General features: G+C 34.9%; 22 protein-coding genes. 11 read left to right on the top strand and 11 right to left on the bottom strand.

Annotated features, from left to right (window positions below):
- Positions 1-193 precede the first annotated feature (193 nt).
- Positions 194-1,507: a M20 metallopeptidase family protein gene (locus LKL37_RS07960; RefSeq protein WP_431610018.1), complete on the top strand. Its 1,314-nt coding sequence runs from the start codon at positions 194-196 to the stop codon at positions 1,505-1,507.
- On the opposite strand, the gene LKL37_RS07955 is transcribed toward LKL37_RS07960, so the two are convergent.
- Complete coding sequence (locus LKL37_RS07955; RefSeq protein ID WP_431610017.1) at positions 1,504-1,920, bottom strand: RidA family protein; 417 nt, start codon at positions 1,918-1,920, stop codon at positions 1,504-1,506. The two genes, LKL37_RS07960 and LKL37_RS07955, sit on opposite strands and share 4 nt — an antisense overlap.
- A 158-nt stretch (positions 1,921-2,078) precedes the next feature.
- Positions 2,079-2,681 (bottom strand): FMN-dependent NADH-azoreductase, encoded by a 603-nt coding sequence (locus LKL37_RS07950; RefSeq protein ID WP_431610016.1) that lies wholly within the window; start codon positions 2,679-2,681, stop codon positions 2,079-2,081.
- A gap of 117 nt (positions 2,682-2,798) precedes the next feature.
- Here LKL37_RS07950 and LKL37_RS07945 point away from each other — a divergent pair, with 117 nt between their 5' ends.
- Together LKL37_RS07945 and LKL37_RS07940 are read left to right on the top strand one after the other, a co-directional pair.
- Positions 2,799-3,155 (top strand): winged helix-turn-helix transcriptional regulator, encoded by a 357-nt coding sequence (locus tag LKL37_RS07945; RefSeq protein WP_431610015.1) that lies wholly within the window; start codon positions 2,799-2,801, stop codon positions 3,153-3,155.
- Positions 3,156-3,271: 116 nt separating this feature from the next.
- Positions 3,272-3,868, top strand: coding sequence for a Crp/Fnr family transcriptional regulator (locus LKL37_RS07940; RefSeq protein WP_431610014.1), 597 nt, complete (start codon positions 3,272-3,274; stop codon positions 3,866-3,868).
- Positions 3,869-3,896: 28 nt separating this feature from the next.
- Here LKL37_RS07940 and LKL37_RS07935 read toward each other — a convergent pair whose 3' ends face one another.
- From LKL37_RS07935 to LKL37_RS07915, 5 genes are all read right to left on the bottom strand, one after another.
- On the bottom strand, positions 3,897-4,739 hold the full coding sequence (locus LKL37_RS07935) for a universal stress protein (protein WP_431610013.1): 843 nt from the start codon (positions 4,737-4,739) through the stop codon (positions 3,897-3,899).
- Positions 4,740-4,762: 23 nt separating this feature from the next.
- The gene (locus LKL37_RS07930) at positions 4,763-5,212 is read right to left on the bottom strand and encodes a MarR family winged helix-turn-helix transcriptional regulator (RefSeq protein WP_431610012.1); all 450 of its coding nucleotides are present in this window, start codon (positions 5,210-5,212) and stop codon (positions 4,763-4,765) included.
- 207 nt (positions 5,213-5,419) lie between these two features.
- Positions 5,420-6,625, bottom strand: coding sequence for an MFS transporter (locus LKL37_RS07925; RefSeq protein ID WP_431610011.1), 1,206 nt, complete (start codon positions 6,623-6,625; stop codon positions 5,420-5,422).
- A gap of 88 nt (positions 6,626-6,713) precedes the next feature.
- Entirely contained in the window at positions 6,714-7,628 is a 915-nt protein-coding gene (locus tag LKL37_RS07920; RefSeq protein WP_431610010.1) for a helix-turn-helix domain-containing protein, read from the bottom strand.
- 177 nt (positions 7,629-7,805) lie between these two features.
- Complete coding sequence (locus tag LKL37_RS07915) at positions 7,806-8,321, bottom strand: hypothetical protein (protein WP_431610009.1); 516 nt, start codon at positions 8,319-8,321, stop codon at positions 7,806-7,808.
- A 117-nt stretch (positions 8,322-8,438) separates the two neighbouring features.
- Here LKL37_RS07915 and LKL37_RS07910 point away from each other — a divergent pair, with 117 nt between their 5' ends.
- The 7 genes from LKL37_RS07910 (at position 8,439) to LKL37_RS07880 (ending at position 17,096) form a co-directional block, all read left to right on the top strand.
- Entirely contained in the window at positions 8,439-9,872 is a 1,434-nt protein-coding gene (locus tag LKL37_RS07910; protein WP_431610008.1) for a PLP-dependent aminotransferase family protein, read from the top strand.
- A gap of 229 nt (positions 9,873-10,101) precedes the next feature.
- Positions 10,102-10,278 (top strand): histone H1, encoded by a 177-nt coding sequence (locus tag LKL37_RS07905; RefSeq protein ID WP_047377485.1) that lies wholly within the window; start codon positions 10,102-10,104, stop codon positions 10,276-10,278.
- Between the two features lie 305 nt (positions 10,279-10,583).
- A complete protein-coding gene (locus tag LKL37_RS07900) occupies positions 10,584-12,155 on the top strand; it encodes a M28 family peptidase (protein WP_431610007.1) in 1,572 nt (523 codons plus the stop codon).
- Between the two features lie 108 nt (positions 12,156-12,263).
- Entirely contained in the window at positions 12,264-13,733 is a 1,470-nt protein-coding gene (locus tag LKL37_RS07895; RefSeq protein WP_431610006.1) for a hypothetical protein, read from the top strand.
- A 344-nt stretch (positions 13,734-14,077) separates the two neighbouring features.
- A complete protein-coding gene (locus LKL37_RS07890) occupies positions 14,078-14,353 on the top strand; it encodes a hypothetical protein (RefSeq protein ID WP_431610005.1) in 276 nt (91 codons plus the stop codon).
- A 924-nt stretch (positions 14,354-15,277) separates the two neighbouring features.
- Complete coding sequence (locus tag LKL37_RS07885) at positions 15,278-15,898, top strand: hypothetical protein (RefSeq protein ID WP_431610004.1); 621 nt, start codon at positions 15,278-15,280, stop codon at positions 15,896-15,898.
- A gap of 445 nt (positions 15,899-16,343) precedes the next feature.
- Positions 16,344-17,096 carry a hypothetical protein gene (locus tag LKL37_RS07880; RefSeq protein WP_431610003.1) on the top strand — a complete coding sequence of 251 codons (753 nt, stop codon included), beginning with the start codon at positions 16,344-16,346 and terminating at the stop codon, positions 17,094-17,096.
- Between the two features lie 207 nt (positions 17,097-17,303).
- Here LKL37_RS07880 and LKL37_RS07875 read toward each other — a convergent pair whose 3' ends face one another.
- The 3 genes from LKL37_RS07875 to LKL37_RS07865 all read right to left on the bottom strand — a co-directional run bounded on the left by LKL37_RS07875 (position 17,304) and on the right by LKL37_RS07865 (position 22,623).
- Entirely contained in the window at positions 17,304-17,855 is a 552-nt protein-coding gene (locus tag LKL37_RS07875; protein WP_431610002.1) for an HAD family hydrolase, read from the bottom strand.
- 135 nt (positions 17,856-17,990) lie between these two features.
- Positions 17,991-20,114 carry a Tex family protein gene (locus tag LKL37_RS07870; RefSeq protein WP_431610001.1) on the bottom strand — a complete coding sequence of 708 codons (2,124 nt, stop codon included), beginning with the start codon at positions 20,112-20,114 and terminating at the stop codon, positions 17,991-17,993.
- A 118-nt stretch (positions 20,115-20,232) separates the two neighbouring features.
- Positions 20,233-22,623, bottom strand: a complete 2,391-nt coding sequence (locus LKL37_RS07865) for a hypothetical protein (protein WP_431610000.1) — start codon at positions 22,621-22,623, stop codon at positions 20,233-20,235.
- Between the two features lie 318 nt (positions 22,624-22,941).
- On the opposite strand from LKL37_RS07865, the gene LKL37_RS07860 reads away from it, so the two are divergent.
- On the top strand, positions 22,942-23,619 hold the full coding sequence (locus LKL37_RS07860; protein ID WP_431609999.1) for a YceI family protein: 678 nt from the start codon (positions 22,942-22,944) through the stop codon (positions 23,617-23,619).
- Between the two features lie 93 nt (positions 23,620-23,712).
- Here LKL37_RS07860 and LKL37_RS07855 read toward each other — a convergent pair whose 3' ends face one another.
- Positions 23,713-24,069: a hypothetical protein gene (locus LKL37_RS07855; RefSeq protein ID WP_431609998.1), complete on the bottom strand. Its 357-nt coding sequence runs from the start codon at positions 24,067-24,069 to the stop codon at positions 23,713-23,715.
- Between the last annotated feature and the right edge of the window lie 22 nt (positions 24,070-24,091).

The following is a 24,091-nucleotide window of genomic DNA, read 5'->3' as shown; positions in this document are numbered from 1 at the left end:
AGTTTAGAATTAATTTAAATAATGTGGTATTGAATGCAGGATAATATATTGAAGCTGCATAAAATAAATTATATTTTAAAATAATAATAAATTATGATCAGTATGTAACGAAAGTGATGTTGTAACCGTCTAATCAATATAAGTGAACTTTTGACTTAATAATTACCAAAGATAAAATCCATTACCTTTTACCATGAAACAACTTAAATTAACTTTATTGTGCCTTACGTCTTCTCTTTTGTCTGCACAAGGCCTGAACAGTAAAAAACAAGCCGCTTCTTCCCAGAATATAAAAGTACAACAGGTACATCAATCTGTTCAGAAGGAGACAGACAGGATATTTGATAAGTTGGTTGCTATTAGGAGACAGTTTCATGAAAATCCGGAATTGGCAGGTATGGAAAAGCAGACTCATGAAAAAATTAAGCAGTATCTGCTGGATTTGGGGCTGGAAGTTCAAACAGATAGTTACGGAAATAGTGTTGTAGGGATTCTGAAGGGCGATAAAAAAGGAAAAAAGATAGCCTGGAGGTCAGATATGGATGCATTACCCAATGATTATCCCGATCCTGAAGTTTTCAAATCTAAAACGAAGGGGGTTCAGCATGGCTGCGGTCATGACATTCACATGGCGATTGGGTTGGGAATTGCTGAGGTGCTTTCTAAAAATAAAAAATCTTTAAAAGGAACAGTGTATTTTATATTTCAGCCCGAAGAGGAAACTTTTAAAGGAGCAAGGGAAATGCTGAATAACGGCTTGCTTTCTAAAATAAATCCTGACGAAATCTATGGTCTGCATGTGACCCTTACACCAGTGGGACAAATTATGGTGAAGCCCAGCGAAATGTTTGCCTATCAGAAAAAAATAAGAATTCAGCTAAAAAATGGACTGTCTGAAGAAGAACTCGACGGATTAAAAAAGAAAATCAGCAATTCTTTATTTCGTGCCTCTAACGCAAGTAAGCCATGGGAAATACAGTCTATTGTTGATCCTAAAATCGGTTTGACCAATCCTGATACTATTTTCAGAGATTATCTGTTTACAGACGGAAAATTTAACACTTATTCCAAAAATAATGAGTCTTTTCTTGAAACCTATCTGTATGAAACGAATGCTTCTAATTTGGATAAAATAATTCCTGTCGTTCAGAAAGTTGTTGAAGACAGCGGATTTAAAAATCAGCTTCTTTCGGTTTCGTTTGTTCAGGAAAATCCGACGATAATCAATGATGAAAAACTGACCCATTCAGCAATAGGAATTCTTCAGAATCTGTATGGAAAAAATACAGTTGCTGCAGATTATGGCCAGGTTCCGTTTTTCAATGATGATTTTGCTTATTTCCAGCAAAAAATTCCGGGAGTTTACTTTTTTCTGGGTGGTTCCAATTTTGAAAAGGGAGTGATTGCGATGAATCATTCTCCCAATTTCCAGGTAGATGAAGAAAGTATTAGAACCGGAGTAAAAAGCTTTTCATCGTTAATCATTGAACGTCTCAACAGAAATTAATTTTTTACTGCAATTGCATCAATCTCAAACAACATCCCGGGTAAAGCCAGCTGGCCCACCGGAATAAGTGTGCTGGTAGGCAGAAATGAGTCTTTCCATATTTTTTTAGCTTCTTCCGCCCATATATCAAGTTTTTCCTGGTTGTGGTCTACAATGAGAAGGGTTATTTTGACAATATGATCAAACGTCATGGCATGGCTCTGTAAAATGATTTTCATATTTTTCAAAGCATTCTGAACCTGAGTTTTAAAATCATCTGCCAATATATGGTTTTCTCCTATGCCACCACTTTGCCCGGAGATAAAGCACATCCGGAAAGGTGACTCCACAGAAATACTATGAGAAAAACCATAAGGGCTGGGATTGAATAATGCTGAAGGGTTGATCAGCTGAGGTTGTTGAGTATTTTCCATAATCTTGAATTTAATCAAGTAAAAATGAGACATAAAAACAGAAAAAGCCTTTACATATGTTGAGAAAAATATTCTTTTAATGGTGTAAAGATTCCCTTATATAATAATGAGATCCTGATAAAAAAATGCTGTTCCGAGAAACAGCATTTTTAATTTTTTTACTCTACCACTATACTTTCAATTCCTTTTTGCAGAGCCGTTTCCTGAATAACCGGTACAGAAAGTCCTTCTGCGCGGACCACCGAAATATCCGTCATTCCCATAAATCCAAGAGTTTGCTTTAAGTAGGGTACTACAAAATCATATGCCTGTCTTTCCCCTTCAGAATACACACCGCCACTGGAAAAAGCAAGATAAACTTTCTTGTTTTTTACCAAACCTTCAGGGCCGTTTTCGCTGTAACTGAACGTTTTCCCTGCTCTGGCAATATGATCAAGCCATGATTTCAGGGTAGATGTGATGCTGAAATTGTACAATGGAGCTTCAATAACGATGATATCCGCTTCATGAAGTTCATCAATTACTGTATCAGACAGCTTTACGGTTTCCAGCTGCTCAGAAGTACGATGCTCCGCCGGAGTGAAAAATGCATTGATGTGCACTTCTTCCAAATGAGGAAAAAGAGGATTGGCTAAATCACGTTTTTTAAAAACACTGTCCGGATATTTGGCTGTAATTTTTTCTACAACAGCATTTCCCAGTTTTTTACTGATTGATGATTCGCTTCTTGGGCTTGAGATAATATGAAGTACTCGTTTCATTTTTTATTTTTTTTAAAATTGATGTTTCAAAATTATCTATATTTACTAATAAAAAGATAGTAGTTACCAAAAGGTTAGTAATAACATTTAGGTTAGTAATAAGGAAAAACAGTGATAATGGAAGAAGAAAAAATAGTGTATTCAAGGCCGCAGTGCAGTACACATCTGGCTGCTACCGAAGATGCTTTATATGTTTTAGGAGGCAGATGGACTATCAGAGTAATGATTGCAATTTTGGGCGGGCATACCCGTTTCAATGAGTTGCAGCGAACTATTAATGGTATTTCAGCAAGAGTATTATCCAGCGAATTAAAGAAACTGGAAGTCAATCATCTGGTAGAAAGAACCGTTCTTACCGATCAGAAACCGGTGTTGGTAGAATATGTCCCTACAGAATACAGCGAATCCCTGAAGGATGTGATTGCTGCTCTGGCAGACTGGGGTTCGAAACATAAAAAGAAAATTACAGCATAACAACAGAATGGAAGTGGAGTGTTGATCTCAAAAAGGATTACTTTTCCTGTGGTATCCGGATAAGTTGCAACATTACTCTTACTTTAAGTACTTTTACCCAAATTAATAATGGCAAGATGATCATAAGTGAAGACTTATTATTCTCCTATGGAGCCACTCTGGAAAATTATGAAGCAGGAAGCTCTGTTTTTCAGGAAGGCACCACGGTGAAATATTATTTTCAGATCAGGAGCGGTACTGTAAAACTGAATACTTTTTTGGAAGACGGAAAAGAATTTGTTCATGGGCTGCCTTTTGATGGGCACTGCCTTGGTGAAAGCTATTTATTTACAGATCATCCTTATGCTATCAATGCTATTGCGGTTACCAACTGTGAAATGATTAAGATTTCCAAAGCTAAATTTCTGCAGATGCTGTTGGAAAAACCTGAATTAATGTTGGATATTAATAGATATATGGCCGACAGAATGCATTTCAGGTATATGATTTCCAGCTTTTTGGCGATTTCAGACCCTATTGTTAAGCTCATGAAACTTTTTGACCATATTAAAAAATATTTCGGATTTGAAGAGGCCTATTCATTCCTTATTCCTTATACCAGACAGCAAATAGCTACTTTAACCGGTCTTCGGGTAGAAACGGTGATCAGATATGTCAAGAAAATGCAGGAGCAGAAACTTGTTAAAATTGAAAGCACTAAAATTTATTATTAGCTTTTATAAGTCGCTTTAAGATTTCTTTTTATTTTAAAATTAAAACAGGCTGATGGGTATTCTGATAAATTCCCTCAGAAATACTTCTGCTTGCCAGATAATACAGAAAGCTATGCTTGCCCGGTAAAGCAATGATAAGATCAGCTTCGTTGGAGGAGGCAAAATTCAGAATACCTTTAATAACATCTTCTTCATAAGAATAATGTATACTGCTTGGAATTTCGGTTAAATGCTCACGGATATACTCTTCCAGTTCTCTTTTTTTGTCCTGATCTTCTTTTTCACGTTTATTGATATTCAAAAACATCAATTGTACATCCTGTTTGTGGATAACAGACTTGTGATGGAATAGTCTTTCCAGTCTTTTAATACCATTGATATCACAGGGAATAAAGATATTTTTAACAGGAGTGTAATGATAACTGTTGGGTACAATCAAAGTCTTCACTGGACTTGTTCTTGCAATACTGATGATATTGTCAGAAACGAAGCTCCCGGTAGAAGAAGTCTGGTCGTCACTTCCCAGAATAATCAGTTCTACAGACGGCTGATTTTTTAAGAGTTCATTGATACTTCTGGTAAGTGCCCAATCGCTTAATACTCTGGAAACCTTTATTTCAGGAGATTTCTCCTTGATAATACTGGTTAACTGATCAAATAATAACTCCGTTCTCTGTAACAGATTATTTACATTTTCTTCATTCACAAACGAATGTCCTTCTGCGATATGCAGATAATCAAATTCAGATTCTCCTGCTGTTTTTAGTAAGATAATATTTTGATATTCATAGGTTTTTGCCCAGTCTGCGGCAATTCTTACTGCATTTTCCGTAGTTGATGTAAAATCAATAGGTACAAGGATTGTTCTCATAATGTATCATTTTTTGATCCTGATTATTCCAGATTTGCTGTCATTTTTTTTACCAGAAGCAGTGCTTTGCAGATCTCTTCTTCATTAATACCGCCAGCTGCTTTTTTATAAAGATCTAAAGCCCATGGATAAACGGTTTCTACAATTTGTTTACCCTTTGGAGTTAAAAAGATCTGCTTATTTCTCCTGTCATTTTTATAAGCTATTCGCTCTACCAAATCCCTTTTTACAAGGCTGTTAATAAGATAAGTAATGCTTGATTTGTCTTTGCTTACCTTGTTTCCTATTTCCTGCTGGTTGATGCCGTTATTTCGTGAAAGCAATCCCAGAATCTCAATCAGTTCAAAGGAAAGATCCGGATCATACTCATTAATCGTAGTCTGAATCTTCTGTCGAAGACGGCTTTTCATTTCGCTCATTGCCAAGCCAAGTTCCAGCGCCAGTTCTGATAGGTTATTCTGTTTTACAGGCATATTTCTATAATAATGATGGAGCAGAATAAATTGAATATCCGAAAGGACTTTTTTATCCCAGCTTGTTCTATCAAATATACGGAAAATTAGTTTTAATTAAAACTAATTAATGGTAAAATATTATATGTCAAGAGATAATAAACAGAAAATATAAACTTAAGGGAACAAATATTAAAAAGGGGTATAACAGAAATAAAAAAGCAGAGATTAATTCTCTGCTTTTTCTTTTTTTACGGCCAGATGCATGATAAGGATAATTCCCAAAAGGAAGCATGCGATAATCAGATAGCGCCAGGAAAGGTCTTTTTGTTCAGTTACCGTTCCGCTTACAGAAATAATAAAGCTTGTTATAGAAGTGATCACATATACAAGTCCTCCCATCAGTCCTCCGGCTGTGCCTGCATTTTTAGGAAAGTAAAGCATACTTGTCGTAAAAAAGGAGGTAAATAAAATTCCGGAACAGATGTGAATGAAAAAAGCAAAAGGAATCATAATGTAAAGGCTTTCTGCAAAATAACTGGTAGTGATAAGCCCTGCAATTAAAATAAGCTGTAATAAGATAGGCTGTAATATTCTTGGTTTAAAATCAAGAGTCAGTCTGCGTTTCCCGATAAATCCTCCAATCATCCAGGAGAAACCTAAGATCAGGGTACAATATCCAATAACTACCGGAGTAAAATGAAAAGTGTTTTCAATAATAAAAGGTCCGGTAATATTAAATAGCATCACAATAGAGTAGCTCAGTCCTAAAATGAAAATTCCCAGCATGAAAATTCTGTTCTTCAGCATCATTTTATAAAGACTTATATTCTCCGACAGGTCAAGTTTCTTTTTCTGAGGAAGGCTTTCACCACTGAAGAACCATTCAAATAAAAACAGAAATCCGGCGTATCCTGCAAGAAAATAAAAATTAGCATGCCAGTTAAACATTTTTTCAAGATAACCTCCAAGGAAAGGTGCCAGAATAGGCCCGCACGACCAGACAATGGTAAAATAACTTAAATAATGTTTTACCCTCTCTGAATCATAAATATCTACAAATATAGCACGTGTAGCCACAACAAGAACTGAAACTGCAGCTCCCTGAAGAATACGAAGAAGACAGATTAGTAAAATACTGTTGGTCATTGTAATTAAAATACTGGTCAGGATCAATAGAAACAATGCAATCAGTTTTGGACGGTAGCGCCCGATACTGTCCAGAATTCCTCCTACAAACAATTGAGAAATTCCGTAGCTCAGCAGATATGATGTCAGCGTAATCTGAATATCTTTTTCTGAAACCATCATTTCTTTGGCCATAGAAGGGAACGATGGTAAATAAATGTCCGTGACAAACCCCGACAGCGGGATAGACACGAAAGCCATAATGGTAATTAATCTGATTCTTTTCTCAGATGCTTCTCTCAACATATTCATTCATTTTTAACAATGCAAAAGTAAGCCAAGAAATATAAAACTGGATTTTAAAAGACAAAGTAAAAATTACAAAAATCAAATATTAAGATAAATTCTTGAATTTTAGTGGTGAAGTTTGTGCATGCTTTTTAAAGAAGTTGTTAAAATGAGCAGGCTGGTCAAATCCTAAAGTATAACCTATCTGTGCAATATCCCAATTGGTGTACTTCAGCAGATTTTTAGATTCTTCAAACATTTTTTCCTTAATAATCTGAGTGGTAGTAAGGTTGGTTACAGATTTTACAGAAGAATTCAAATGATTGACATGCACATTCAGATGCTCGGCAAAATCTGAAGGTGTTTTTAATGCCAGTGGATAAGCAGGGGAGTCCAGTGGGAACTGCTTGTTGAGCAATTCATCAAATAGCTTGTACAAACGCACATTCGCAGGAAGCTCATTAGGATTGATGTCTTCTACACGATTTTCCATTGCCAGATGCATCACAGAAGCCAGATTGCTTTTAATACTGCTGCAACGGAAAGGATATGTTGAATTATTCATTCTGTAAATCTGATCAAAATAAAGCATTGCGAGCTGAGTCTGCTCTTCCGTCAGAAAAATTACCGGTTTGCTCCATTCCTTAAACATGGAAGTTTTTTTAAACAGATTAAATTCTGAATTTCCATTAAAAAACTCCTGGTTGAACAGGCAGAAATACCCTTCCTGCAGATCACTCTCACACTCCCATGAATACGGAATACTTGGAGAAGGAAAAAACAAAGCAGGACCATCTATGAATAACTTGTGTGCTCCATAATGAATGGTGCCTTTTCCAATAATAAAGCTGATTTTATAATAATCACGGCGGTTGTAAGGGCTCTTGAAACTGCAATACCTCCGCATGGAAATATTGAAATGAGATTTTCCTGTTTCAAAATCTTCAGAATCAAACATTTTGATCTGATCTTTACGGATGCGTCTGTAATAATCTTCTATAGTTTCCAGTTGATCACTCATAGGTAAAAATTATAAAAATCAAAGATAGGTAAACTATTCTTACCTAAAATAATTTTAAGTGAGATAATAAAAATGAGAATCATAGCTTCCCTCAATATCATCAATGTTAAGATAACGAACCATGTATTATAAGTTATCCGTGTAAATTTGTGAAATCTGTGGTTGAAAATAATTGAATTAACCTTTATTAATCTCCAGTTCTAAAATATGAGATGGCAGTTCAAAAGGTTCAACCTTCGAACTGGTCACAGAAACAAACCCAACTTCTTTTAAAAATTCCGAAAGCGGATTATGATCCAGCATATTGATCCATATTACATCCGTAAAATTCACAGCTGATCTGCACTTTTTCCAAAGAGACTGCCTTGTTTCAGGAGAATCAAATTCTGAAAGAATTACAAAACTGATTTCCGTTGCCCTTTTTCCGGCAGAAATTCCGGGAGGTAGAGAACCGCTTTTGATAATGCTGTATCCGACAGGTTTCTGATCCACATACGTCATGATAAGCTGGTTGGAAAGATCGTTCAGCTCATTGATCATTTTTCTCGGATCTATCTCGTTATGAATGTATCTTTTAATATTTTCCTCACTTACAAAGTCTTTGTGCAGTGTGTAAACAGAAGAATCAATAATGGTTATAAGATCAGAAATTCCCTCTTCAGAACCTACTGTAAATTTTGAAATGATATCCATGGGATCTTTTTTTATTCAAAATTATAAGATTAATCCATTCAAAAAGGATACAGTTCGCTGAAATATCATCGGTACAGATGTATGTTTTTGTAAATTTGTTCAGTACAGTCAACAGACATGATGAGACCTTATAAATATGAAATTTTTACAACAGTAATTGAAAAACAGATCCGGAGTGGAGTTTTACAGGAAAGAGATAGGCTTCCATCTGTTCGGGAAATAAAAGAAAAATACCAGTTGAGTACAAGTTCTGTACAAAGCGGATTTGAATATCTTATGATTAAAGGATTAATTGTGAGCAGTCCGCGATCCGGTTACTTTGTAGCAGCAATTCAGGAAGAAAATATTCCCGAGGAGAGAGCCAAACATCCTGTAGTAATGCGGGATGAAGTATTTATGAAAAATATGATGCTTACTTCCAAAAGAACCTCAGAGTCCAGTTCTTTCAATACAGCGATGCCTGGAGATCTGCTGATTCCGCAAAAGCTTATTCTGAGAACCATGCAGCAGGTGATTCGTGAAAAAGGTGCATCATTGCTGAGATATTATCCTTCAAACGGTCTGGAAGCATTAAGGAAACATATCGCAAAACAAATGGGGATTTATGGCTGTACAATGAATCCTGATGAGATTATTATTACAGACGGTGCTTTACAGGCACTTACAATAGCTTTGAAATCGGTTACAAAAGCTGGAGATGTAATTGCTGTAGACAGCCCGTGCGTGTTCTCAGTTCTTGAAGTAATGGCGCATCTGGAACTGAAAGTAATAGAAATTCCTATACATTACAGAAATGGTTTTGATACGGAATATTTCAGAGCAGCCTGTGAAGAAAATAATATCCAGGCACTTGTTATTACTCCGAACTTTCATAACCCTACGGGAATTATGATGAACGATGAAACAAAAAAAGAAATTCTGAATATTGCAGAAATGCATAAGCTATGCATTATTGAAAATGATATGTATTCCGACCTTTATTTTGAAGAACAAAGACCACATTGTATAAAAAGCTTTGATAAAAAAGGTATTGTGATGACCTATTCATCATTTTCAAAGACATTGGCACCAGGAATACGTTTAGGCTGGCTTTATGCTGGAGGTTTTTATGGGAAATCTGAAAGAGTCAGGTTTGCATTGGGACGTACGGTTTCTCCTGTTTATCAGGAATTGGTTCTGAAATTACTGCAGGGAAACAGCTATGAAAGACATCTTCGGACATTCCGTAAGAAACTCAATCAGCAGGCGCTACAGGTATTGGAAGCTTTAAGGAATTCATTTCCTGAAGGTTCTTATTTTCACAGACCTCAGGGCGGTTACAGCATTTGGGGACAGCTTCCCGGACATACGGATATGAATAAATTCTATGAATATTGTGAAAGGCACCAGATTTTATTTACTCCCGGAGATACGTTTTCATTCACGAATAAGTATCATTATCATTTCCGGATTGTTTTTGCAGAACGTATTACCTCCGAAAGCATTGTTTTATTGGAAAATGCAGGCAGGAGGGTAAAGGAATTATTATTTTTAAAGCAAAGCGATTCTTAATTTTTCTTTGATTCTTATTGATTTTGAATGATTTATTTAAATATTAATTTGTCATCTATGTAATCTCCAAATACATGGCTGATTTACTGTAAAAATTCGATTTTATTTTAAAAAATAAATTGAATTTAAGAAAGACTCAAAAAAAATGATTAAATCCATTATTTTTTTTCAGCACAATTAGGCTGGAATCACCATAAAACCTATATTTGCAGCCTAAATTTTTAAATAAATGAAAGAACTAATTGAAAAAATCAACGCAGAATTTGAAGCGTTCACAACTGAGGCAAACCAACAAGCAGAAAAAGGTAACAAAGCAGCTGGTACAAGAGCTCGTAAAGCAGCTTTAGAACTAAGCAAATTGTTCAAAGACTTCAGAAAAGTTTCTGTAGAAGAAGCTAAAAAATAATTCACTTTTAGCCGGCTTTTAAAGCCGGCTTTTTTATGCCCTGAATTTGAAATTAAATAGGTTAAAAACTCTTGGTTTAAAGAGGTATTTTGCTATAATTCAAAGTTTTAAAATTAAACACGGGTGTTTTTCAATAGAATAAGACTACTGTATTTATAAATTATATGAAAGACTGTCACATTGATGGTCTTTTTTTCTTTGCTCATATGAAAAAGTTGATAATATATCTAAAAAAGGGCTTTTCTAAGTTCATTTTTTCTTCATCTCCCTAATTTCCTTTATCTTTAAAGCAATCAATAAATAGTATGAGGATAAATAGATTTTTTGCAGTGCCTGCAGTAGTGCTGGCTGCCCAGTTTTCATGGGCTCAGGTAAAGGTTGACCCAAAAGAAAGGATTAACCCTATCGTAAAAAGTTTTGTAGATGAAGTAAATAATAACTCCCAGCTGGAAAACCTGGCGTCTGAACTGCTTGACGGGATTGGACCTCGTCTTGTAGGAACTCCTGAAATGCTCGCTGCCAACGAGTGGAGTGCCAATAAACTTCGTTCATGGGGAGTAGATGCCAATCTTCAACAGTTTGGGACATGGAAGGGCTGGCAGAGAGGTACTACTCATGTAGATATGACGTATCCGCGTGTGAAATCTCTTTCTGCAACGCAGCTTGCATGGAGCCCTGCTACAAAGAAAGCAATTGAAGCAGAAGTGATTATTCTTCCGAAAGTAGCTTCTAAAGCAGAATTTGATCAATGGCTTCCTTCTGCAAAAGGAAAAATAGTACTCATGGCTCAATATCAGAAAATTGGGCGTTCTGATGAGCAGATCAAAGAATTTGCTACTCCGGAACTCTATGAAAAACTTAAAGCAGAAAAAGAACAGGCTGCCAAAGATTTTGCTGCTTATATCAAGAATATTGGATATGACAATAACAGTCTTCCAGATGCTTTGGAGAAAGCAGGGGCAGCAGGAGTTGCCATTTCAAATTGGACAGGAATCATGGGGGCTAACAGAATTTTTGGTGCCAAAACAAGCAAAATTCCAATGATTGATATTGATGTGGAAGATTATGGAATGCTTTACAGAATGGCAGAAAAAGGGATTCAGCCTAAAATAAAAATTGATGCTCAGTCAAAAATACTTCCTGAAGCCAAAAGCTTTAATACGATCGGAATGATTAAAGGAAAAGAAAAACCTGATGAATATGTGATTCTTTCTGCTCACCTTGATTCATGGGACGGAGCTCAGGGGGCTACAGATAATGGAACAGGAACGATCACCATGCTGGAAACCATGAGAATTCTGAAAAAATATTATCCAAATAACAAGAGAACGATTGTAATCGGACTTTGGGGAAGCGAAGAGCAGGGATTAAACGGTTCAAGAGGTTTTGTGGCAGATAATCCTCAGATTATTAAAGGAGTGCAGGCTGCATTTAATCAGGATAACGGAACAGGACGTGTTGTCAACATCAGCGGACAGGGGTTTGTAAAAGCTTATGATTATGTGGGAAGATGGCTGGATGGTGTTCCAAAAGCGGTAAGAAGCCATATTAAAACAGATTTCCCTGGAATGCCTGGCGGTGGAGGTTCTGATCATGCTTCATTTGTAGCAGCAGGAGTTCCCGGAATTTCTTTAGGGTCTCTGAACTGGGGTTACTTCGGATATACATGGCATACAACGAAAGATACTTATGATAAGATCGTTTTTGATGAAGTGAAGAATAATGTGATTTTAACTGCGGCATTAGCTTATATGGCTTCCGAAGATCCTGAATTCAGCAACAGGGAAAAGAGGGTAATGCCTCAGGATGAAAAAGGTGAGGCCGTAAAATGGCCGGAAGTAAAAGAGCCTAGAAGGAGTTCTAAAGATTATAAATAAAGGATTTTATTGCGGAAATAGGGATGTTTTTATAGATATTATTAGATAAAATTCTATTAATTATAAAAAAAATGAAAAATAAGTTATTTTTGCAATAAATATACTTGGATGGAAAAAAAAACATGGAATATAATATTGAAAATAGTATTTATTCCGGTTTTTATATTTTTTTTAACTTCGAACATCAAAGCTGCCTCGGGAAATACCAAGGAAGTTGACTCTTTGTTAAACTTAGCTAAAAAAGCATCCGATTCTCAAAATCCTGCCCAAGCTATATTTTGGAGTAAAAAAGCCTTATTATATTCGGAGAATATAGGGGATAAAGAAGGAATTGCAAAAAGCAATCTTTGGATAGCGCTCGGGCTGTGTAATGCCGGGAATTATTCGGAAAGTTTTGTCTATATCAATAAATTAGTAAAGGATTATAGTAATTATATTGCAGAAAATTTAGATTTTAGGTTCAAATTGACAGATCTTGCCGGAAGAAATTATCTAGCCTTAGGCTTTAGGAGGCAGGCAATAGCAGAGTTTAAAAAAGAACTGACCATTGCCGATTTAGGAAGTTCCCAGAATGAAAAACTCGAAATGTTGTCTTATGCAAATGTTCAACTTTCAGCATGTTACGAAAATTACAAACCAGATAGTGTCATTTATTATCTTAATAAAGTAAAGGTAATACATAAAAACTATCATGGACCTCACCATATGTCTAAAACGGTCCTGTATTTTAATTTGGCCAACTATTATTTATACAGTGGAAAAAGGCTTGACTCGGCATCATATTATAATGAACAGCTTCTTAAGATAGCTAAGGCAAATCCTTTTGATAATTTTATATGTTCAGGTTTTAGTCAAAAGGCTGAGATTTTATATAGCCAAAAAAAATATGAAGAATCATTAGAGTATAGCTTTAAAGTTTTGTCTCTTGCAAAAAATAAAAGGAATGTTGAAAATAGAATATTTATATATAAATTGTTGGCAGATAATTACCGTGCATTAAAAAGAAATGAAGATGAACTATTCTATATAAACAAATATGTAAGTGTCAAAGATAGTTTGGCTAAAGCTAGTATTATGGGGATACAAATTTCTGCTGATAGAATTTCTGATGAGATTACAAGTTCAAAAAATAAGAGCCTAAATCGCAAGTTGGTATTTGGACTCTTATTTTTAGCAGCTATTATAGGAATTGCTATAATCGGAATAAAAAGAATAAAGAAAAGAAAAAATAGTATTATTGATCTGAAAGAAAACCAGATTAATAAGCTTCAAGATACAAGGTTGGATAAGGCCAGAGAAGAACTTATCGTTTTAGCCAAAAAAGATGCGCCTGAAATTACGATGAAATTCAAAGAAGCATATCCTGAACTCAATGAAAAGCTTATACAAATTCAGCCTAATCTGGTGAATTCTGAAATTGCATTTTGTGCTTATTTAAAACTTAATTTCACTACAAAAGAAATTGCTACATTCATTGGGGTTACTCCCAGAGCTGTTCAGATTAGAAAAAACAGGCTCCGAAAAAAATTAAACATCCCTTCTGATGAGGATATCTATCTGTGGATGGATGGGTTGTAAGTATTTGATTTATATTTATTTGTTATTCAATCTACGCTCTTTTGTATAAACTGTTTTAGTTTTTCAAGGTTTAATAAAAGAAGTGGAATTTACAGAAATATTATTTTTAATAGCATAAAAAAACAGTTAATACAATTTTCCTTCTATTCTTATCAGCTTCAATGGGTATCATTATTTTAATAATTAAATAATTTGTTGATTTTTAACATGTTGTGTTCTTATAGATACCTGTGTGATAGTATATTTTTCGTCAGAATTTATGAAAAAAAATAAATTTACTGCACAAAAATATCAGATATGATTTTTAGCTACTTGATTTCTCAATTACAAAAACATAAAAAAGGATGGAAATAGTGAAAAGGAAAAACAAAGAAAGATGCTCTGCTGATAAGGGACCTTATAAAACCGATTTTAAGGATAAAGAAATTTGGTATGGTCTATTGTTGGGAGCTGTGGTTGCAGGAATTGCTATAGAAAGAATATGGAGATTAAATAAAAAGAATAATACTATTGCAGATCTTCAGCAGATTAATAAACATCAGGACATAAGTTTGTATGAGGCTAAAGAAGAGCTTATAATTTTAGGTAAAAGTAATAGAATTATTTGTTTTGAGATTTAAAGAGATGTATCCTGAGCTTTGTGAAAAACTTCTACAGATTCACCCTAGTCTTATTAATTCTGAACTCAGGTTTTGTGCTTATTTAAAACTTAACTTTAGTACAAAGGAAATTGCCACATATAATAATGTTACAACAGGGGCTGTTCAGATTAGAAAGAATAGAATGCGGAAGAAATTAAATATTCCTCCAGGAAAAGATATTTATAAGTGGATTGATAGTTTATAAATAAATGATTTTTAATGTTTTGTTAAGCCTGAGATAGTGTATATCTCAGGCGTTTTGTTTGAAAGACACATGAATTAATTCTGGTTTTGCTAAGTATAAATAAAATATGTACTTAATCATTTTCTTATTTATTTTCAATTTCTGGATAGAAAATTAAATGTTAAAAGAGCGTTTGACGATAACTTTATTATTGAGATCATAATGTTACTTACTTTTCCAGAATTAATTTTTGCAACTTCAGCAATTTTAATAGCTCAAATTCTGTTTTTGAAATTTAATTGGAGACGATGAAATCGTCACTTACTTTTAGTATTGATTCTGCAGCTTTATTTTTGAAGAGCTATTACAGATGCAAGTTTTTTTAAAAAAAAGTGGTTTTATTTTAATTTGTTTATTTTCAGTGATTTGTATGGTTGTGATATGAGTGTGATATCTGGTTTTTTGTTTAAACTAATGAAAGAAAATAGTTTTGCGCAGAGAAAATTTCAATATAACTTTTGTGAATTGATATTAGTCTTCTGTAAATAATTATACATTGTTCATGAAACAAGCTTGTAGTTAATAATAATATATGAAACCAATGAAAGTATAAACATTTAAATAAAACAAAGATGAAAAAAACAACAAGGATGAAAAAAAACAGATTAGCGATTTTATTATCAGTGTTCAGCCCATTGTTAATATTCTCCCAAATAGGAGTGAACACTCCAAATCCACAAGCTATACTTCATGTAGATGGAGCTAAAGATAATGTAAGTTCAGGCGTTCCCACAGCAGCTCAGCAGGCTAATGACTTTGTAGTTATCGCTAATGGAAATGTAGGTATTGGAATAATTACACCAACTAAAAAATTAGATATTAATGGTGAGCTTCGTGTACGAAATATTCCTTTGGGGGCTTCGGGAGTTGACCCAATAGCAGTAGACTCAGATGGTAATATGGTTAAGGTTCCAGCATCAGAAAGCAGTACCACTGTTGTGAGAGGAGAAATCCTTGGAGCTCATTGGAATAAAGTACAAACTATTCCAGCAACAACAGCACCTGCAGGATATCCTTATTTAAAAAGTGTAACCGTAGCTTTATTTAATTCACAAGGGAAGGCTGCTATCACAGGGATATTGGTGAAGAAAAATAGTGTATTAGCTTGTAGTGCTATAGGGGGTAACGGAAATAATGTGTGTACAACAAATAATCCTGCAGGTGGAACAATGTCTATTGATATTGATACTGCCCCAGGATTTACAATAACTTTAAGTAATGATATTACAAATGGTATATATTCCAACTTGTACTATATTGCAGAATACTCCAAATATTAATGAATTAATATAATGGCTTTTGCCTCCCTATTCTCTCCCTCATTCATCCCTTATTCAATTATTGATGAAAAATTTATTTTACCTGTAGGGAGGTTAAAAGCTCTTAATGGTATTTTGTTTATCAGTGTTTAATTTAAGAAATTATTTTAATTGCAACTTTGAAATTTTACTATAGAAAATACATCTTAATAGATTCGGTTTACAGTAAAAAATGGATACTTTGGATATGTTTATCTTGAATTTATTTGGTTTTATGAAATTTAAAATACTGATAATTAGATTGTTAATAGCGTGAGATACGATTGTGATATGTCATTTTTTGTTTAATCTGATCAGAAGGAAATATTTTTGCTCCAAGATAATTATCAAATATTATTATTGATTTTTAATGTATGAATAAAGATGTTATCTGGTGATTTAACAAATAATTAAAATTTTTAATACGATGAAAAAGAAACTTATTATTTTAACAGCAATCTCATTTTCGATTCTGGGATTTTCACAGGTGGGAATTAATACCACAAATCCACAAGGGACTCTGCATGTAGATGGAGCTAAAGATAATCCTGCTACCGGAGCTCCAACAGCGGCTCAGCAGCTTAATGATTTTACTGTAACCAATACAGGTAATGTGGGAGTGGGAAAAACTGTTCCTACGGAAAAAATAGATGTTGTAGGAAATGTCCAGTTCAGTGGAACATTAAAGCCTAATGGAAATGCTGGAACTTCAGGACAGATACTGACTTCACAAGGAAATGCATCTTCACCTACTTGGGTAACCTCAAATGTAGTTCCTGTGGTCGCTACTGTAAAATCAGCAGAAGCAATGTCTTTCCCAAATAATTCTGCGCAAAAATTGAAATTTGACCAAATTGAGCAGAATACTTGGGGAGGAGTTGACACAACCAATGATCAGATCACAGTTAATCAGGATGGAGATTATTTGATACAGGCACAATTAGGATTTCCAGGAGGGTCTATTACTAATAATGGAGTTGTAATTTATATATATAAAGGAAGTACACAAATACAAGTGATGCAGGCTCCAGCAGCAGTTGCAAATAATACATTAGTAAATATAGTAGGGGTTCATCATTTGGTATCAGGTGATATAATAACGATTCAAGGTCAGCAAAGTAATGGAAATACTGTTTCATGGAATCCAGCATTTTTCAGATTTAGTATAGCTAAATTATAGAATCATTTTTATAAAGTATAAAGTAACATAACAATCCCTGAAGATTCAGGGATTGTTATGTTACTTAGAAAGTTATTTTTAGCTGCACTCTTTTTCTTACTTCAACTACTTCCGTTATCTTTACATGAACGTGTTTGTGATTTTACAAATGATATTTCTCATCCGCTTAATACAGCTTTAATGTGTATTATAAAATATTCTGATACCCTAATTTGTAACATCAGAAATAAGAGTTCTCAAGTCTGAAAATGCAAGAATTGAGGGCTCATAAAAGGAATCAGAGAGTTTTCCGAATCCGTATTTACAGAAGATAAAAGGCAATCCATTAGCCTTTGCGGAATCATAATCAGTTAGAGTATCGCCAATGTATACAGAATCTTCAATGGTCAAATGATTTCTTTCCATGAGGAGCTGTATATTTTCAGATTTTGGTTTTTGGGTTCTCCCATGAGATTCAAAATCGACAAACAGATCATTGAATTGATAATAATCTAAAAATGATTCAATATAGCCATTCTGGCAGTTGCTTACAATGAAAAGAGAGTGAGTGCTGGCCAGACTTCTTAAAGTTTTTTCCACATCCTCATATAAAATTCCGCCCTGTATATGCAGTATTTCATTTTCTTTGGCAACAATTTCAGAAAGCAGTTCCTTAGCCTGCAGATCTGAAATACCCGGAATAATATCTTTTACAATATCATGAGCCAATAATCCCATATACTGATCCATATCGTCGTGTTTCAGTTCTTTTTGGATCAACTGATGTTTAATCAGGATTTCATTCTATATTTTAATGATCGTTGCTCTGGAATCCCATAAAGTTCCGTCAAGATCGAAAATTAAGTTTTTTGTGTTCAAAATAAATATTTTTGTATTTAGTCTTCAAATAAAAAATTACAAAATCATGCTCAGTTGTACTCTTTTTCTTGCCTCATCTACTTCCGTTACCTTTACACGAACGTGCTGATGAAGTTTTACCACTTCATTCACGTCTGATACAAATCCGTCTTTCAGCTGGGAAATGTGAACCAGCCCGCTTTCTTTGATTCCAAGATCTACAAAACATCCAAAAGCTGTAATGTTATTGACAATTCCCGGAAGAATCATGCCTGCTTTCAGGTCTTTAATGCTTTTAACGTTTGGATCGAATTCAAATACTTTTGCAGCTTTTCTTGGATCCAATCCAGGTTTCTCAAGTTCTTTTAAAATATCTTTAATTCCTAAAATTCCGATTTCCCCTGTGATATAGCTTTCTGGTTTTACCATGGCTATTTTATCTTTATTGGCGATCAGTTCATCGGTTTTAATACCTAAATCTTTTGCCATTTTTTCTACAATTCCGTAAGCTTCAGGATGTACTGCAGAATTATCCAGTGGATTTTTAGCATTAGCAATTCTCACAAAAGCAGCTGCCTGTTGGAAAGCTTTTTCTCCAAGCCTTGGAACTTTTTTAAGCTGTTTTCTGTCTTCAAAAGCTCCGTTTTCAGCACGGTAATTAACGATGTTTTCAGCCATCTTCTCTCCAATTCCGGAAACATAACTTAGCAGTGATTTGCTTGCTGTATTGAGATTAATTCCAACAGAATTTACACATTTCATCACCGTAGAATCCAGCTCATTTTTTAATTGAGTCTGATCTACATCATGCTGATACTGTCCGACACCAATAGACTTGGCATCAATTTTCACCAATTCTGCTAACGGGTCAGAAAGCCTTCTGCCGATAGAAACTGCTCCACGAACCGTCACATCATATGTCGGAAACTCTTCTCTTGCAATTTTACTTGCAGAATAGACAGATGCTCCTGCTTCTGATACCACAAACACCTGCAAAGGTTTATCAAAAGCAATCTTTTTAATGAAGAACTCTGTTTCTCGGCTTGCGGTTCCGTTACCAATAGAAATGGCTTCAATATTATAAGCATTCACCATGGAACGGATCTTTTTCATGGCCATTCCGCTTTCATTCTGTGGAGCATGAGGGTAGAGGGTTTCGTTGTGGAGTAAATCTCCCTTTTCATCCAGACATACTACTTTACATCCGCTTCTGTATCCCGGATCTATTGCTAAAATTCTTTTTTCTCCCAAAGGCGGTGCAAGAAGAAGCTGGCTTAAGTTTTCTGAGAAAATTTCAATCGCTTTTTTGTCTGCTTTTTCTTTGGCTTCCTGAAGGGCTTCGTTTGAAATAGCAGGCTCCAGAAGCCTTTTGTAGCTGTCTTTTATAGCCACTGCAATTTGATCCGAACTTTCATTATTGGATTTAATGATGGCCTTTTCAATGAAATCAATAGCCTCTTCTTTATCTATTCCTACATTTGTTTTTACAAAACCTTCGGCTTCCGCTCTTAACATAGCCAGAAGCCTGTGAGAAGGAGTTCTGCTAAGACTTTCCTCCCATTCAAAATATTGAGAGAATTTCTGTGCGTCTTCTTCATCTTTTTTAGCCTTTACAACCTTTGAGGTAACCATTGCCTTGCGTTGAAAAAGCCTTCTGAGGTTCTTACGGACGTACATATTTTCGTTAATCCATTCTGCCATGATGTCTCTCGCTCCCTGAAGCGCTTCTTCCTCGGAGGCAACTTCATTGTTAAGATATTTTGAAGCCAAAAACTGAATGTCATTATTTTTCTGGCTCATAATGATCCTGGCTAAAGGTTCCAATCCTTTTTCCTTCGCTGCATCAGCTTTTGTTTTTTTACGTTTTTTGAAAGGAAGATAAAGGTCTTCCAGTTCCTGAATATCGAAGCTGTCTTCAATTCTTTGTTGAAGCTCAGGAGTCAAAGCATTCTGTTCTTCTATCGATTTTAAAATAGATTCTTTTCTCTTGATAATGTCTTCAAACTGCTTGCTGATCTTTGAAATCTGTTCAATCTGTATTTCATCAAGATTTCCGGTTTTATCTTTTCGGTAACGGGAAATAAAAGGAATAGTGCAGTCTTCTGCTAATAATTGTAAAGTATTGTTGATGCTCTTTTCAGAAATATTGAGCTGTTTCTGTATAAATTCTACGGTCGTCATTGTTCTGTTTTCGGATAGCTAAAATAAGGTTTTGGAATGAGAAAAACGGAAGTATGGATATAAAAAAAGCCCAATTACATGGTATAGCAATCGGGCTGTATGGTTAGTTTTAAATCAATTAAGGCATAACTTCATTATAATAAAGTGGAGTATCATTGTTTTTATCATATCCCATTATAATGATTCTGTACTTCTTTGCGTCATCATTGTTGTAAAATTGCACTCTTGATAGCTCCTCAGGCTGTGCTTCAAGAAAAGAATTCCAGTAAAGAACGCTTCGGGTATCCTGTGTAACATCTTTAAAGTTTCCGGTTCCATAATCAGGACTTTCAAATGGAAATTCTTTGTCATATCCGGTTAAGGTAATTTGTCTTAATTTGGATGATACAATTTTATCGGGAGAGGCCCCTCGACGGCTATAAATAGCGATTGCTCCATTACCACCACCACCAAAACCACCTGCGAAAAATCCTTTAATAACCTTTATTATAGCAATGTCTGAAGTGGATATATTTTCTACCTGACTTGGATCAACAAGCATTTCATCAAGATAGATACCCACTTGTGCCCCTCTTAGAGAAGCTGTGTAGCTTCCTCGCTGCATTTGAACAGTCAAGCCGGCGACTCTTCCCTGTAGCCATTTCAGGACATTGGTTGAAGTCATAATTGATGAGTCGTTTACAAAATCAAAAACCTGTTCATTAACGCTTTTGAATCCGGGACTGCTTAATTCATCATTTAATTTTTTTGTCTTATTTTTTACCTCTCCTTTTAATTTTATTTCTTCAATATTGGTGATATTCCCACTGATAACTTTCTGAGCATTAAGTGCTGTAAGTGATCGGCTGACCTCATTAGAAGGCTTATCATCAGCCGGGCGCTGAACCAGTTTGTAAGAACTTGTAGGAAGACTCTTTTTGTAAGGGACAAAATTGGACGTAGGCTGGAAATAAACAGAATAATTATTATTGAGATCCTTCGGTTCTGAATTTAGCTGGTAAAAAAATTTCATAGAATCCTCAAAAACAAGATTGTTCAGTGTTAGAAATCCATTGTTATCCGATTTTATCTGAGACATTCTGGAACCTGGTTCTGAACCGAAAATTAAGTTTACTTCCGTATTAGGAGCAGGTTTCCCTTGAATATTTACCTTTCCTTTATATGAAAGATAACTTTCCGGTTGATACTTGATCATCGGATAATTTCCTGTCATAATAGATTTCCACTCAAAACGTTTCCATTTTTCTGAAATTAAAAGGGCGTCCAATGCTTCTGTATTTCGGTTTTTCGTAAAGTACTGAGCCGGATTGGTGATGGATGAAGTGATATCTCCGGTGAGCCATAAAGAGCTTAATAAACTTTGATCTTCTTCCGAACTCTTGGTATCGGCATCAAGTACTAAAACCGTATAATTGGAGTAATTGGCATCTTTAGGAATATCAAATGAGTTTTTTCCGCGTGGCGTATCTTTTAACGAAACTGATTGCAGCGAAGGCTGCTTGAATTGTAATAATTGGGGCTGTACAAAAGCAAGTCTGTTGGAAACTACATTTTCTTTATCATCAAAAACAGTAAGCTGCAGAATCCCATTCACAAGCTGGCTGTTGGAGATGGAATATTGATTTTCATTATTGATTTTGTTAATCTTAGCCTTATAAACAAGCTGATTATTGATGGTTCCCAAAACAGTATAATATTGCGAATCCTGAGACAAGTTTTTGGACTTCACCATATATTTTACATGGTCTTTATCACTTACGACTTGCAGATTTATTCCAGATGCTGAAACGTCAGGGAGTACAATATTTTGTTTTTGTCCGCTCTTATCCTGAACAATCACTTGGTATTTCTTTCCGGTTTTAGGAATGATATTAAATACTCCGATATTTTGATCAAACCCTTTAAATGTTGTGATTTTTGTATCTGGATTATCAGAGTCTATGACATATCCTTCCCAATCAGAAGGTGTTGTTCCGTTGGCTTGTAGTCGTACTGCTACTTTTGTATTGATTCCGTCTATGAAACTTCCACTTTCCGGATATGCTGAAGCAACCCAGGAAGTTGGATTGGCTATTAATTTCTCAGGAGACGAAGGATTATAAACAGCAATAGGCTTTATAAGTTGGAAATCCTCATTAAAATTGGCCATCCAGCTGGTATAAGCCCTGATATAGTAAACATCCTCTTTTAAAGAACCTGTAAGAGAAATGTTACCGCTTCCTTCTCCGTTAATTAATGGAATTAATTTTTTACTGATCTGATTTTTATTGCTGTCATACAGCTCTACAAATAGAGTAGTGGAAATGGTAGATGTAGTATAGCCATCAAATACAAAAGACTTGAACCATAGGTTTTCCCCTGCTGTATAACTGCTTTTGTCCAGTAATAGATGTATTTTTTCCTGAGGATATTTTTGTTCAAATGTTTTAAGGGCTTCTTCAGCCTTGGTTTGTGCATTAAGGCAATAGATGGCGCTTATTGCGAAGAGTGTTATTAGTTTTTTTGACATATTCCATTAAAATTTGCGTTTTTCCTACAAAGCGCCAAAATTACATTTTTATTGTGATCTGGAATAATGAAAATTATAAAACAATAAAGCTAAGACTTAAGTAAATGCTATAAGTGTATTTTACAGTTCTTTGTATTGAAAAATTTAATAATTTTATACATTTCCATCAAGAAAACTGAGAATTTTAAATTAACACCAACAATAAAAAAACAAAAAAAGTCATTTCTTGATATATGTTAAGATGATGCAAAGCAGGTTTTTCTATTTTTGTACCCGAAAACAACAAAATTTCAATAAACTTTTTTAAAACAGTTCAATATGAAAAAAATTAGCGTAATTGCATTAGTAGGAGTAGGATTGCTTTTGGCATCATGTGATAAAGGAAAAACGGCAGAGACTGCAGCTACCGCTCAGGAACAAACCGTTGCAGAAAGCAAAGGTGAAACTCTTGCAGTAGATACAGTAGGTTCAGTAGTAAACTGGAAAGCTTTCCACAAAGGAGGTATGGCTCCACGTTGGGGGACTCTTACCGTAAAGTCTGGAGATCTTAGTATTGATGGAGGACAAGTTGCAGCAGGAAACTTTGTGATCGATATGAACTCTATCAAAGTAGATCCGGCTTCAGTAACAGAAAAAGATAAAAAACCTGCAGATCTTGAAGCTCACTTGAAAAACCCTGATTTCTTTGATGTAGCGAAAAACCCTACTTCAGATTTCAAAATTACAAGTGTTACAGATTTGAAAGAAGTACCAAAAGATGCTGTAGCAGGAGCTAATAAAACAGTAAGCGGAAACCTTACATTATCAGGAAAAACAATGAATGTTACTTTCCCTGCTAAAGTAGACGTTGCTGAAAACTCAGCAGCTATTCAGGCTAAATTTACTGTAAACAGAGCAGATTGGGGGCTTAAATTCGGTACTTCTGAAGCAGATCCTGCAGAATGGATGATCAGCAAAGATATCGAGATTGCTATCGACGTAAAAGCTAAAAAATAAGTTATTTAAACTTTAATAACTAATGAGAGCTGTCTTCATCAAGGCAGCTCTTTTTATTTTTAAAATCGTTTTTCGTCTTTGTGATAAAAGAAATCAGTTCAAAATCTTTGAATGCTGAATTCTCACACAATATTCACTTCCAAGATACAATGGGTTGCCATGTTTCTCAGACCAGAATCCATCCAGAATATCATTACTCAGACAACGGTATACCGCAACTCCTTTATAGATTGTATGATCTTCGCCTTCATAGTGGAAGTTGATTACTAAAATATGGTCTTTGTAAAACCCTGTACCGTTTTGCTGATGGTCACCAATCATCCATTGGGCAGTAATTCGGTTGTTTTCATCAATTGATAAAGTCAATATACCATGATAAGTTGGCAGGGAAGACTCTTCCTGATTACTTCCTTCGATAGAGTAGATTCCCACCAGATCGTGTACTGTCATTCATTTATTTTTATGGAAGGCA

This window comes from Chryseobacterium sp. 'Rf worker isolate 10', from assembly GCF_050753305.1.
GTDB lineage: Bacteria > Bacteroidota > Bacteroidia > Flavobacteriales > Weeksellaceae > Chryseobacterium.
The sequence above is the reverse complement of the archived record's forward strand: the minus strand, read 5'-3'. Positions and strand labels throughout refer to the sequence as shown.